This is a genomic window from Streptococcus sp. NLN64 (assembly GCF_015831295.1).
In the GTDB taxonomy this organism is placed as follows: domain Bacteria; phylum Bacillota; class Bacilli; order Lactobacillales; family Streptococcaceae; genus Streptococcus.
Window position 1 is genome coordinate 1 of the sequence record NZ_JADXDQ010000046.1, and the last position, 13,910, is coordinate 13,910.

A 13,910-nucleotide genomic window follows, 5' to 3' on the forward strand; every position below is an offset into this window, starting at 1 on the left:
GTAAATGAAATCTTGATGCAAAAGATTCCAGACCATTCTGGACACGGATAATATATTTCCATCCTTTTTGCTCAAAATGTGCCATAAGGTTGTAACTTTCATATCCTCTATCCATGATTACCAGAGCTGTTTCAAAAGGGAGACACCTCCATCATATCAATGACCGCTTGTCGCTCATCTACGCTTCTTTTATCTTGCACGATGACATCAGTATAAATACCTGTGTTAAGGTCATAAAATGCGTTCAGATGAATCAGGTTATACGGCTTATTTCCTTCACCAACTTGAAAAGAGGTCCCCTCATCTTTTGGATTTCTAGGAATATTCACGTCACTTCCATCTGCAGCTAGAATAGGGATTGAGTCATTTATAGGGATTTTTAAGGTGAATTCTTTGAATATTTTATGGAAAGCAATTGATTTTATCTTGTAGCGAGCTTGTACAAAAGCAGATTCCGTGATCCAAATATCTGCATCTAACAATTCTTTAGAAATGGATTTCCCGGACATACCAAGGATTAGATTCACCGTTTTATCGAGAGATAGTTCCCGATTACGAGTAAAATCAGATGGGTTGTGAATCAAACTTTCTCTATCTCGCTTTATCACAGCAGTAATACTATTTCGTAGTTGCTTCTTTACTTGATTTGGCATTCTATCCACCTCCTTGAGCCTAAGTATAGCAAAAAAAAGATTTCGAAAGCTCAATTTAGGAGCTTTCGAAATCCTTAACTTAATGACATTGACCTTCGGGCCAACCTTTTTTCGAATCAAATTATGGGTTATGGATACCTATAGAAGAAAGTAGGCTATCCACTTCCAAATGGCGAATCGTTTCAATCATCAAGAAGAGATCCTTAGGCGAAAAAACTTTTTGACCATGGTCTCCGTGCCTGGTTTCCTCGAAGGCTAAGATGGGTTTACCAGCAGTCGCCATATCCGCGACCACCGTCCCCACTTCCACATAGCGATTAATATCCAGATAAAAATCAGACTCTCGCGCAATTTCCTCATAAAGCAGGCTGTCTCTGGCCACACCTGGTGCCAGGGTAATGTTGGGGTAAACCAACAGATTCATCAGATTAGCAGTTACCTCTGTTGGAGCCGCAACAATAAAGCCAATATTCGGCAATTCCCGAGCCAGGGTCTCCAGATGCAGCAACTCATCTGAGTAGGTATAAACCCAGCCGACATAGTCATATTGGAAAAGGCTATTCACTTGATTTTCTAAGAGAAAGGGGCTCGTAAAGGACAACTCATCCCAATCCAAATTGGTATAATACCACCAAACAGCTTGGTAAGGAACCCTCCGCAATTCAGACCAGGGCTTAAAAGCAGTATCAAAATGAATGATGATGGGATAAAGGGGACCTTTTTCCATTTCAACCACAGCTAGGGATTCGGCCCCCTTGCGTTTCTTGCCTTTCATTAGTAAGGAAACATCCATTTTACTGGATACTTTTTCCTCCAAGAGCGAGTTTTTGAAATTGACTGATTTTGGTACATGGTGACTAACCACCTTAACCCGATCATCTGACCCTGCTTCCACTACATCCTGGCTTTGAACGCTGGAAATACTAAGGATACTTCCCATATCTTTCTTAAAGACAGGATCCAGGTCAGCAGTCACAATCATATCCGGTGACAGAAGGAGGACATTTTCTTCTTCCACGTAGTGATCCAGGATATAACGAAATGGGCTAAACTCCACTTGATCATCAGCCACTGGTAAGCGAACAGAGGTTAAATCCACAGCATTACGGTTCAGACGCTTGCGAATTTTAACAAACCATTCCTTGGCGATACCATCATGTGCAATATAGAGGTGGAGGTTCTGGTTGTGTAGGACAATGGACTTAATCAAGGTCTCCAATTCTTGAATTTGGTTGGTTTTGGCAACCACGATAATGGCTTTGTTCATTACGGCTCCTTGTTAGCATTACATTATTTTGATTATAGCACACTTTCTAGGTGCTCGCTAGAAATCCAAGCTCCTTTTATGCATCCAATCCGTTTAAAAATTCTTGCATGTCCGCATGGTCTGGAACCAAGTCTAGCACAGCCTTCGCCGCTTGCGCTGCTTCATCTATCTGCCCCATTTGCCTTAGAATATAAGCGTACTCTTCTAGGAATTCTGGGTTAGCCTTGAGGTCTCCGGCCAAGTCTTGGTAAATCGCAAGAGCCCGCTCATCCTCTTCCAATGCCAAGAGAGCCTTAGCTAGGTTCCATTTGGTCAAAACGGAGTCTACATCCGCTGGAATCTGTGCTACCAAGTCTGCATAGGCTTCCTCTTCCAGATAAAGATTACTGAGGCGCAAATAGATCTCTTCTAAGTCTTCAGCCACTTCCTTGGCTTCCAATAGATAAGCCTTGGCTTCCTGTGTTTCGTGGAGTTCGTAAGATAGTTGGGAAGCTAGCAAGAGCAAGTGATCATCGAAGGGATTTTTAGCCAGACCTGCCTTGGCAACTCGCAAGGCTTCCTCTAGTTGATGTTCCTCTTTGAGCGCCCGTGCATAGCCCCACTCAAATCCCAGCATGTCAGGTGACAAGGCCTCAAGTTGGCGGAAATAATCCAAGGCCCGCTGCGCCCGACCTGTCTCTAATAAGAGCAGAGCCAATTCGTGGACGCTCTTATCATCGTATTCCAATTCAATCGCTTTTTCTAAAAATTCAATGGCCGCTTCCATTTTCCCCAGACTGGCATAGCTAAGGGCAATTCGCTGATAGGTTGAGATTCCAGTTAAGGCATAGATTTCCCGGTTATCCAGACTGGCATAAGCCTGAATAGCTGCCCGAAAATTACCTAGCTCAAACTCTAATTCCGCAATCCCAAACACAATAATGGGATCATCGCTCAGTTCCTGGGCCTCCATCAACTTCTCACGCGCAACATCTGTCAATCCCTCCGCTTGGTAAAGGTCTGCTTTGACTAAAAGACTGGCTAAATACCAGTCACTGGTCTTCGGAATCTCCTCCAGGTAAGCAAAAGCTTCCTCGGTCCGCCCTTCCTGACTAGCCATTTGCGCCAGACTTAAAAAAGCTTCCGGATAAGCTTCTTTCACTTTCTCATAAAGAAGCTGAGCCTGATCGTAAAACCCCATTTCCTCAAGATAAAGGGCCATTTCAAATTGTTGTTCCGGTGAAGATTCTTGCAATAGCAGATCAAAGGCAGCCTGCGCTGCCTCTAAATTTTGATTTTCTAAAGCCTCTAAGAGAATTTGACTAGGATTCATGGTTTTCCTCCTCCTCATACAATCCAGATACATCCTGATACCAAGTAAAGAACGCTTCAACGATCACCTTGAGGGAGGCGTAGACAGGTACTCCCAAGAAAACTCCCCAAACCCCAAACATACTACCTGAAGTCAACAGAACAAAGAGAATGGTTAGGGGGTGAATATTGAGCTGACTCCCCAAAATCAAAGGGGACACAAAACGACCTTCAATGGTTTGCTCAATGATGAAGACCAAGATGACTTTAATCAACATGGCAGGACCAGCAATCAAGCCCAGAATCAAGGCTGGAATCATGGCCAAGAAGCTTCCCAAATAGGGAATTAAATTGAGAAAGCCAGCAGTAACCCCTAATGTTACCGCATAGTTAAGGCCAATTAACTTGAAAAAGATAATAAACATGATGGCCACGATAAAAGCCACTGCAATCTGCCCTTGAACATAGTTCCCTAGCTGCTTATTAACATCTGCTAAAACGCGACTAAAAGTTGGTCGAAATTTGGTTGGCATAAACTTGGTCAAATAAGGATTGAGTTCCTTACCATCCCGTAATAGATAGAAGACAATAAAGGGCATAATCAGGATTGCCACGAAGAACTGGGATACCCCCGTAAGAAAATTGCTAGCCCAGTTAACTGCGCGTGGGGAATACTGACTCACAAACTCGGTCAGCCGCTCCGAAACTTCATTATTCAAGGCCATGAATTGAGGCCGGGCTTCCTCAAAAATCGGTTGATCCACTAACTTATTGAGCACCACCTCGGCTTGATCCAGATAAGATGGGAAATTTTGGACAAAAGCCAAAAATTGATTCCGAAGATTGGGAATCAAAACGGCTACACCCCAAACCAAAAGAGCTGAAATCAGCACAAAAACAATGACAATCCCCCATAGCCGCTGGAGTCCCTTAGACTCTAGGAAATCCACCAAGGGGTTGAGCAAGTAAAAAATCAACCCTGACATAATGAGTGGCAGTGACAAAACCTGAAGAAAATCTAGGACTGGGGTAAAAAGAAAGCTAATCTTGGTTAAGAGATAAATGTTTAAAAAGAGTAGTAAAAAGACTAAGAAGACGGTGATGGCCTTGTTATCTAAAAACCACCTAAAAAACCAGGATAAATGGAAGTTACGTTCCTTTTCTTGCATGTCGCGCTCCTTCTTTAACGTTTCTAACCATTGTAGCATTTTTTCCCATAAATAACTGGATCAAGGCTGAAACTCACCCTACTTCAAAACTCTTAATAGATGGGAAACTTTAAAAGGAAGGGGATGCCTATGATATAATGGAGAAAAAAGGAGAATCTTATGTTTGAAACCCTCTATTTCGGTACCTATACCAAACGCAAATCACAAGGCATTTACAAGGCCAACCTAAACACTGAAACCGGACACCTTTCAGACTTGGAACTGGTAACCACGGAGACCAGTCCTACCTATTTAACCTTTAGTCCAAAAGGCAAGCTTTATAGCGTTGCTGCTCAAGATGGACAGGGAGGCATTGGTGCCTATACCTTACAAGGAGATCTGCTGAATCATGTGCTAGAAGATGGTGCTTCACTCTGCTATGTAGCCTACGATGACCAACGCCAACTGGTCTATGGTTCTAATTACCATAAAGGACAGGTAACATCCTATCATATTCAGGAAGATGGGCAATTAGCTCTTGCTGATGTCGTTACCCAGGAAGGGTCAGGGCCTCATCCCAATCAAGCTTCCTCTCATGTCCACTTCTCAGATTTAACACCGGATAACTATCTCGTGACCTGTGATTTGGGTGCAGACCGTGTCACAACCTACGCTGTTTCAAATACCGGCAATTTATCAGCTGTCGCACAATACCAAGCACAAGCAGGAGCCGGCCCTCGCCATTTGGTCTTCCACCCCTACTTCAAAATGGCCTATCTCGCCTGCGAACTCAACTCAACAGTTGAAACCCTGGTCTATGACGGAGTTGGAGATTTCGACTACTTGCATAGCCAGACAACCTTACCAACCGATTACCAGGGCGACAATGCTGTAGCTGCAATTCGCATGAGCCAGGATGGTAACTTTGTTTATGTTTCCAATCGCGGTCATAATTCCATCGCCGTTTTCAAAGTACTAGCCGATGGCAACTTGGAACAAGTTCAAATTATCTCTAGCCAGGGGGATTTCCCTCGTGATTTCAATTTCTCCAGTGATCAAAATTTCTTAATTGTTGTTCACCAAGAATCGGATAACGCTTCTGTCTTTAAACGGGATAGGGAGACTGGCCGTTTAGACCTACTAAACAGTGACTTTTTCGTTCCCGAAGCTGTTTTTGTTTCTTCCAATCCTTATGAATAGCCTTTCATAGAAAATTATGCTATTCTATTAATAGAAAAACAAAGGAGAGTCCTATGAATCCAACTGAACTATTTAACAAAGTCAAAGACATGATTGATAACAAAGACTTTGAAGCCGCAAAAAGCTTCATCGACGAACACAAAGATGAACTTGGATCTTACCTTGACCAAGCCAAATCATTGGTTTCAGGATCCGAAGGAATTAGCGGTGCAGTTGATAAGTTGAAAAACCTATTCTAATACCCACGCACCAGCCCTACAACTGGTGCTTTTTTTAATAAGGAGATACCTATGTTACATTTTGATTTATTGGTGATTGGTTTTGGAAAAGCTGGAAAAACTTTAGCCGCTAAGATGGCTAGTCAGGGCAAAAAAGTCGGTCTCGTAGAACAGGACCCCGCAATGTATGGCGGAACTTGTATCAATATCGGTTGTATCCCAACCAAAACCCTGATCCGAGCTGCTGAACAAAATCAAACCTTCAGTCAGGTCATGGAAGAAAAAAATGCCGTGACTGGTCGACTCAATAAGAAAAATTATGCGATGTTAGACGGAGCTGGGGTCACACTCTTTGATGCGCGTGCTCGATTTGTATCTGACAAGGTTGTCCAACTACAAGCCGGAACCGACCAACAAGAGGTCACTGCCGATATCATCGTCATCAATACTGGTGCTGTTTCGAATCAATTGCCAATCCCTGGCCTGCTCGAAAGCCAGAACGTCTATGATTCTACTGGCATTCAAAACCTTTCTGAACTTCCAAAAAACTTGGGTGTTCTAGGTGCCGGTCCAATTGGTTTGGAATTTGCGAGTCTCTATAATCGCCTTGGTAGCAAAGTAACCATCCTTGACGCTGCTGATACTTTCTTACCACGAAGTGAGGCTAGCCTAGCTCAAATGGCTAAAGGTTACTTGGAAGAAGATGGCATTCAAATTCATCTCGGAGTACTAACTCAAAACATCTCCAACACAGAAGAGGGTAAAGTCCTTCTCAACACCAACCAAGGAGATTTCGAGTTTGACGCCCTCCTCTATGCAACAGGTCGAAAACCCAATATCCAGAACCTTGGCTTGGAAAATACGGGCATAGCAGTGACCGATCGTGGTGCTATCCAAGTTGATCAACATTTACAAACAACAGTCCCTGGTGTCTTTGCCGTCGGAGATGTCAATGGTGGCCCACAATTCACCTACATTTCCTTGGATGATTTCCGAATTGTCTACAACTACTTAGCAGGTGACGGTAGCTACAACCTCGAAAACCGCAAAAATATTCCAAACGCTATCTTTATCAGCCCAACTCTAGCTCAAGTCGGACTCACAGAGGCTCAAGCTCAAGCTGCTAATCTTCCATATAAAGCCAAAGAAATGCCTGTGGCCGGAATGCCTCGTGCCCATGTCGACGGAGACCTTCGTGGAGCCTTTAAAGCTGTTGTGAATACAGAAACAAAAGAGATTCTTGGAGTTAGCATCCTTTCCCACAATGCCCAAGAAATCATCAACCTCATCACTATGGCTATGGATAATAAGATTCCATACACCTACCTAGCCCAACAAATCTTCACCCACCCAACTCTGGCTGAGAACCTAAACGATTTGTTCAATATCTAATCAAGCCAAATACCCCCGTGAGCTCGGAACTCACGGGGGTATTTCTCTATCTCTTTTTCCCAAGACTAGGAATCTACATTAGGCGTCTAGCTGACTATAAGCCTTGGCAATCCGTGCCCCAACCTTGGCATTGTTATAAACCAGTTGGATATTAGCTTTCAGACTTTCACCACCCGTCAATTCTACAATTTTTCCAAGAAGGAATGGTGTCATGTCTTTACCAGTAATACCAGCTTCTTCTGCTTCTACCACGGCTTTAGCAATGATGCCATCGATGTAGTCCGCTTCCAATTCGTGCTCAGTTGGAATTGGGTTCACCACAAGGGTCCCGGCTGTCAATCCAAGATTATGACTGACTTTATTCATGTGGGCAATTTCTTGAACGGAGTCAACCCGACTATTGAGCTTGTAAGGAGATTTGCTGGTGTAGAAGGCTGGTAGAACCTCTGTTTGATAGCCGAGCACTGGAACACCTTTGGTTTCCAAATACTCCAAGGTTCTTGGCAGATCCAAGATTGATTTTGCTCCAGCACAGATGACTGTTACAGGTGTCTGAGCCAACTCTTCTAGGTCAGCGGACACATCCATGGTTTCTTCGTAGCCACGGTGTACTCCCCCGATCCCTCCTGTTACAAAGAAGGGAATACCCGCTAAATGAGCCCCAATCATAGTGGTGGCTACTGTTGTAGCTCCGATTTTTTTCTGGGCGAGAATCAGAGCTAAATCGCGCCGGGATACCTTGGCTACGTCCTTTTCGGTTGCCAAGCGTTCCAAATCTTCCGTGCTCAGTCCAATTTTATATTTTCCGTCCATAATCGCAATGGTAGCAGGAACAGCACCTTCTTCACGAATAATGGCTTCAACTGTTTGCGCCATCTCCACATTTTGAGGGTAAGGCATCCCGTGAGAAATAATGGTCGATTCAAGGGCTACAACTGGTCGGCCTTCCTCTAGGGCTGCCGCAACTTCAGGGGCAATATCAAGATACTGTTTCATTGGTAAAAAGTTCCTTTCTTTCTTTAGCAAGACGTTCCTTAGACAAGGTTGGTCGAACTGTGTCCTGTGAGGCAATTGTATAGTAAGAATTGGTTAAACCCAATTGCAAGGTTTCCTGGATGGAGGCTCCATTTAACCAGCCGTAAATAACACCCGAAGCCAGGGCATCACCGGCACCCGTAGCATCCACAACCTGGTCCAATTTAACTGGTTGAACTTCAAGGTAGGTTCCATCCGCATGAGCATAGATCATGCTCTCCGCACCTTCTGTAATCAAAACCTGTTTCAAACCATGCTCTAACCAAGCCTGAGCCAGATCTTTTTTGGTGACCTTCTTGCTCAACTTCAACTCTAAATAAGCCTCAGATTCATCCAAATTCACAATCAGCCACTCAACCCCATTTAAATCCTGAGGTAGGTGCTTCATCTTCGGCGCTGATACGGGCACCAAGGCTAGCTTCAACCCGTGCTCACGCGCTAATTGAATGAGATAATCCAAACTCTCCTTGGGCAGATTCAAATCCGCCACAATTCCTTTGGCATCCAACAATAGATTCTCATTTTTGGACAACCAAGAGGGGGTCATCTCATCGCAAATCGTCATATTAGCCAGCGCTAAGGTCATGTCACCGTCCTCATCCAGGATAGCCACATAAGAACTAGTCGGATGATGACTCTGCTTGTCAACATACTTGAGATTGACATAGGACTGGGTCAGAGCCTTTAGCTGCTCCCCATCATGGTCATCCCCAACCAAGGAAAGCAGGAGGACATCCTCCTCTAAACGCCCGAGATTCTCTGCAATATTCCGACCAACCCCTCCTACCGAAAGACTGGCACCAACTGGATTAGAGGTCCCCATCTGCAGCTTTTCCCTGGCATAAAACTTCCGATCCAAATTCATCCCACCAATACAGACCACCGACTTGGACTCCTCCAAGATATATGCCCGACCACGGAGATAATTCTTTTGCACCAAACTGGAAATGAGATTCGCCACCGTTGAACGCGAATAGCCAACCTGCTTTGCCAACTCCTGCTGGGACTGATACGGATCCTGGCGAATCAAATCCAACACCTCTTGCTCACGATCTGTTAACACAAGAAACCCCCTCTCTAAACACTTGTCAAAACCCAAACAATTGTTTCAACAACCTCATTATACGCCACCTCCCCCAAAAAATCAAGAGATATAATATAGTCTTTTAGTTTGCTTTTAGTACAAGGCAGCGAGTCGCAGACAGTACTGAAGTACGGCAAGACGAGCTAACACAGTAATAAAAGATAAACTAAAAGAGTATATGTTTCCCGAGAAGAAGGCGAAGTTATTCCATACCAACACTTTTCTTTTCCAAAAAAAATGAAATTCACTTGACCTCCAGGTATAGAAAAAAGCCTCATCCACGGAGGATGAGGCTTTCACACTAGTTTTCGAGCTTTCCAATTGCTATGCTCGAGATAAAAAATCCGAGATTTTTTCTTGAGAGGCAGTCGAGGATTTCCAAACGATCACTATATAAAACTCAGATTTATCATAAACAAAAAGAACAGTAACCACCAGTTAAACTAACTAGTCTGTACTGTTCTCTATGCACAGTGGTTGATTGGCAGCATAGCTGCCTAATCACCTGTGTGGGGGTACTACTACGAAATTGAATGAAATTCAATTTCTGTAGTACTCCCTATTTTTTAAGGTTGTAGAATGATTTCAAACCTTTGTATTCTGCAACTTCACCAAGTTGATCTTCGATGCGAAGCAATTGGTTGTATTTAGCGATACGGTCTGTACGTGACAATGAACCTGTCTTGATTTGACCAGCGTTCGTTGCAACAGCGATGTCTGAGATTGTTGAATCTTCAGTTTCACCTGAACGGTGTGATACAACCGCAGTGTAACCAGCTTCTTTAGCCATTTCAATCGCTTCAAATGTTTCTGTCAAAGTACCGATTTGGTTTACTTTGATAAGGATTGAGTTAGCAGCTCCTTCAGCGATACCTTTTTCAAGGTAGGAAGTGTTTGTTACGAAGAAGTCATCACCAACCAATTGAACTTTGTCACCAAGACGCTCAGTAAGAACTTTCCAACCATCCCAGTCGTTCTCGTCCATACCATCTTCAATAGTGATGATTGGGTATTTTTCAACCAATTCAGCAAGGTAGTCAACTTGCTCAGCAGCTGTACGAACAGCGGCTCCTTCACCTTCGAATTTAGTGTAGTCGTAAACTTTGCGCTCTTTGTCGTAGAACTCAGATGATGCACAGTCAAATCCGATGAAGACATCTTTACCTGGTACATAACCTGCAGCTTCAATCGCTGAAAGGATAGTTTCTACAGCATCTTCAGTTCCTTCAAATTTAGGAGCGAATCCACCTTCGTCACCAACAGCTGTTTCAAGACCACGACCTTTAAGGATTTTCTTAAGTGCGTGGAAGATTTCAGCACCGTAACGAAGAGCTTCTTTAAATGTAGGTGCGCCAACTGGCAAGATCATGAACTCTTGGAATGCGATTGGAGCATCTGAGTGAGATCCACCGTTGATGATGTTCATCATTGGAGTTGGAAGCACTTTAGCGTTGAAACCACCAAGGTAGTTGTAAAGTGGTACATCAAGGAAGTCAGCAGCTGCACGAGCTACAGCGATAGAAACACCAAGGATTGCGTTAGCACCCAATTTACCTTTGTTTGGAGTTCCATCAAGTGCGATCATAGCACGGTCGATAGCTTGTTGATCACGTACATCGTAACCAATCAATGCTTCAGCAATGATGTTGTTTACGTTGTCAACAGCTTTTTGTGTACCAAGACCTAGGTAACGAGATTTGTCTCCATCACGAAGTTCTACTGCTTCGTGCTCACCAGTAGAAGCTCCTGAAGGAACCATACCGCGACCGAATGCGCCTGATTCTGTATAAACTTCCACTTCAAGTGTTGGGTTACCGCGTGAGTCAAGGACTTCGCGAGCGTAAACATCAGTAATAATTGACATTTCTTACTCTCCTTATGAGTTAATTTTTATTACCCTTCTATCATAACGCAAAAAAAGTGGTTTTTCAAGGGAAAGTTTAGGATGGGTATTCATACATAGTCATATCCCCCGAAAAACCAGCTATAACAAGGGTTTGGGATATTTCAGGCATCCATATCCGTTGTTATAACTACCTAGATTTCTAGCAAAAATCTAAGCAAAATCTAAGTAATTTTTTTACGTTTACGAGTTCAGTAGGCAAGAATGGCGTGGCGATCAGCTACGCTTTTTTTATTGCCTAAATCAAGTATAACACAATCATATTGGGTCAAAACCGACAAAAATCTGCCTGTTTTTGGATACATTTGACTAAGTGACTTCCAGCAAGCCAATTCAACCAAATCCCAGCAGACCCGCGCTACTATTGTGTTTTTAAAAACACACGCATTTCTAAATACGATAAAAATCAGGGGGGGAGGGGGGTCGTACGCGAGAAAATGCAAATATCTCCGTAATCAACCCCACCACCGGTGGCGAAACAAAATTTAAACTCAAATTTTTTCAGGGTGGGGGTATTCTCGTGCTTCCTTCGAGCTTCGTTCTGTTACCTACTGCGTTTTATTGTTACTGTATGGGTGTCAGATTGACCTAATGCACTCAATTGGTGCGTAAGGTTATCTGTGACCCCATGTTTCGGTTTTGACCTGAGGTAAAGATTGTTTCCCTCAGCTTATCTTCTTCATCAACACGTTGTCCCTTTCAGTATCATATCTAAACTTTCTTCGGCTTCCCTTTTCAACGTAAAATACTTATTTCTGTTGCGAATGTCTAGATACTCCATAGCTTCATCACAGGTCTCGGTGTTGACGTATGTTGCCAACAAAACATACCTAAGCACTATATCAGGCACAGTCATGATAATTTGAATAATTTCCGCCCTTCGAGCAACTAGCTTTTTTATTTCCTCAGTATTGTATGCTGTTATATCCACAATCGCAATATTCTTGCTTTCCTGGGAAGTTCTAACTCCTCCACTAACTTTCATGTCAGACCACTTAGGAGAGGTCAAAACGGAACTCCTAGTAAATTCAATATCTTGTTTCAAAATAGCAATCAATTTGGGTATAGATCGTAATTCATGCAAGAGGATCTGTGCCTCTGTCTGCTTCTTACTCACTCTCTGTCTCCTTCGTGGTATAATTTTAGTGTGTAAAGGTTTCCCAGCTACTTCAAGAGTGGCTGGCTTTTTTATTTTCTAGTAAATCAAATTGTGACCGTTTGGCCGTCAGAATGGCTTCCAGCAAGTCCTAGGCTTCTGCCTGTTCACATTCCACCAACTCCAGCAAGCAACCTCCTAGATATGCATTGCCAAACTCATGCAAGGCCTCGCTTTTTACTTGATCATATTCCTTCACGGTCAGGCCATAGTGTTTACAGAATGCTATCCGTGACAATCTATCTTTAGGCCTTATCATGTACTGATTGACTAAGATATCCCTAGCCAATTCATCTAGGTTGTCGGTAACTCGTTCAATCTCTTCCGCCAGTTCTCCCCCACGGACTGAAAAAGGTCTGCCAGAACTCTCTGCCAACTGCTGGAAACCTCGGTAATTTTTCAACACTCTCACGGCGTGCTTACTTAATTCATCCACCTTCTACAATCCCCCTCATTCGTCCTGTGTGGCGTTCTAGTATTCTTCTGGATAATCTTACCACCTAAGCACTAACGCTTTAAAATGGCATAGTCTCGTTCGTCTAAATTGATTCTGTGGCGCGTGCTTTGGTTGCTGGTTGGCAATATAGATTTTATTCCCGTATTTTCTAGTATTTTCACCCTTGCCCCATGCTTTTGCTCAAGTTTGAGTTATGTCCAAAAACGAACACTACTAGCTTGCCTTGATTCTATTTCACCGCCTATATAAGATTTTATTCCGACAATTTCCAACAATTTGATTATAATTCTGTCCACCTTTTTCCACCATTTCACCCGCCTAGCAACTCCGCCAGATCTATCATGGCTTTGTCTGTCGCCTTGTTTATGGTTGCCATACTTTCGCCCAAGTCTTTGGCAATCTCCTTCCACGTCATGCCATTGATGTAATGGAACCGCAATACAAGGATACTCATGGGGTCTTTTAGCATTTCAATTGCGTTAGCCAATTCCACATACTCACGGCAACACGCGCCCCATTCCTCTTCAAGTTTTGCCAACCTGTCAACGGTCTTGATCGTTCTATCTTCGGCGGTGTTTCTGTAACTCTTCCCCTGTGGTGTTTTATCAAACACATTCAAGGGCATGGGGTTACTTTCCAAGTATTCGATTTCCCTTTTGATTTCTTGCAACCGTTCAGGGATTTTCTTGAGTCTGTTCAATCGTTTCTTAATATCAGTCATAGCAATATTCTACCACGGTCACCGCCCGAGTCCTCCAAGCCATAATGTCATGCCTTTATTCATGTACTTATGGAACCTACTCCAATGGTATAGGTAAGTTGGGTATCTCATCCACTTGGGACGATTTGGAAAATCACCATAATCTACATAACCTTTGGGAGGTTTAAAATTCGGCTCTAGTTTTCTGATTTCCTTCAATGCCATATCCCACCAATACTGGCAATCTGTTTTGGTTCTGTTCCGTGTCTGTTTATAGATACCTTGACACTCACCGCAAGCCATTGATCCGACAACCCCATACAGTACCCGTCTACGTGTATCGCAATCGGGGCAAATAAAATACCATTGCTTACCACCATAGTTGGCTGGTCTTGACTCCAGGGGTA

At 43.4% G+C, this 13,910-nt stretch carries 13 protein-coding genes; 3 read left to right on the forward strand and 10 right to left on the reverse strand.

The annotated features are described in order from the left end of the window. Nucleotides 1–131 precede the first annotated feature (131 nt). From I2503_RS07120 to I2503_RS07135, 4 genes are all read right to left on the reverse strand, one after another. Complete coding sequence (locus tag I2503_RS07120; RefSeq protein ID WP_196967496.1) at nt 132–653, reverse strand: hypothetical protein; 522 nt, start codon at nt 651–653, stop codon at nt 132–134. Between the two features lie 121 nt (nt 654–774). Beyond that, nucleotides 775–1,920 (reverse strand): hypothetical protein, encoded by a 1,146-nt coding sequence (locus I2503_RS07125; RefSeq protein ID WP_196967497.1) that lies wholly within the window; start codon nt 1,918–1,920, stop codon nt 775–777. Between the two features lie 76 nt (nt 1,921–1,996). Next, nucleotides 1,997–3,232, reverse strand: coding sequence for a tetratricopeptide repeat protein (locus I2503_RS07130; RefSeq protein WP_196967498.1), 1,236 nt, complete (start codon nt 3,230–3,232; stop codon nt 1,997–1,999). Next, a complete protein-coding gene (locus I2503_RS07135) occupies nt 3,222–4,379 on the reverse strand; it encodes an AI-2E family transporter (protein ID WP_196967499.1) in 1,158 nt (385 codons plus the stop codon). The genes I2503_RS07130 and I2503_RS07135 overlap by 11 nt, the downstream gene beginning before the upstream one ends. 159 nt (nt 4,380–4,538) lie before the next feature. Here I2503_RS07135 and I2503_RS07140 point away from each other — a divergent pair, with 159 nt between their 5' ends. Genes I2503_RS07140 through I2503_RS07150 form a run of 3 tightly spaced genes read left to right on the forward strand, consistent with a single transcriptional unit; the run spans nt 4,539 to nt 7,168 of the window. Beyond that, nucleotides 4,539–5,558 carry a lactonase family protein gene (locus tag I2503_RS07140; RefSeq protein ID WP_196967500.1) on the forward strand — a complete coding sequence of 340 codons (1,020 nt, stop codon included), beginning with the start codon at nt 4,539–4,541 and terminating at the stop codon, nt 5,556–5,558. Nucleotides 5,559–5,611: 53 nt separating this feature from the next. Next, nucleotides 5,612–5,797, forward strand: a complete 186-nt coding sequence (locus tag I2503_RS07145) for a hypothetical protein (protein ID WP_196092312.1) — start codon at nt 5,612–5,614, stop codon at nt 5,795–5,797. Between the two features lie 51 nt (nt 5,798–5,848). Further along, nucleotides 5,849–7,168 carry an FAD-containing oxidoreductase gene (locus I2503_RS07150; protein ID WP_196967501.1) on the forward strand — a complete coding sequence of 440 codons (1,320 nt, stop codon included), beginning with the start codon at nt 5,849–5,851 and terminating at the stop codon, nt 7,166–7,168. A 78-nt stretch (nt 7,169–7,246) separates the two neighbouring features. Here I2503_RS07150 and I2503_RS07155 read toward each other — a convergent pair whose 3' ends face one another. The 6 genes from I2503_RS07155 to I2503_RS07180 form a co-directional block, all read right to left on the reverse strand. After that, nucleotides 7,247–8,164, reverse strand: a complete 918-nt coding sequence (locus I2503_RS07155; protein WP_196967502.1) for a pseudouridine-5'-phosphate glycosidase — start codon at nt 8,162–8,164, stop codon at nt 7,247–7,249. Further along, entirely contained in the window at nt 8,148–9,266 is a 1,119-nt protein-coding gene (locus I2503_RS07160; protein WP_196092309.1) for a carbohydrate kinase, read from the reverse strand. The genes I2503_RS07155 and I2503_RS07160 overlap by 17 nt, the downstream gene beginning before the upstream one ends. Nucleotides 9,267–9,846: 580 nt before the next feature. Next, entirely contained in the window at nt 9,847–11,151 is a 1,305-nt protein-coding gene (gene eno, locus I2503_RS07165; RefSeq protein WP_135038330.1) for a surface-displayed alpha-enolase, read from the reverse strand. 721 nt (nt 11,152–11,872) lie between these two features. Beyond that, nucleotides 11,873–12,307: a DUF1492 domain-containing protein gene (locus I2503_RS07170; RefSeq protein WP_196967503.1), complete on the reverse strand. Its 435-nt coding sequence runs from the start codon at nt 12,305–12,307 to the stop codon at nt 11,873–11,875. Between the two features lie 130 nt (nt 12,308–12,437). Continuing rightward, complete coding sequence (locus tag I2503_RS07175) at nt 12,438–12,758, reverse strand: hypothetical protein (RefSeq protein ID WP_196967504.1); 321 nt, start codon at nt 12,756–12,758, stop codon at nt 12,438–12,440. 355 nt (nt 12,759–13,113) lie between these two features. Next, nucleotides 13,114–13,524, reverse strand: a complete 411-nt coding sequence (locus I2503_RS07180) for a DUF1492 domain-containing protein (RefSeq protein ID WP_196967505.1) — start codon at nt 13,522–13,524, stop codon at nt 13,114–13,116. Nucleotides 13,525–13,910 lie beyond the last annotated feature (386 nt).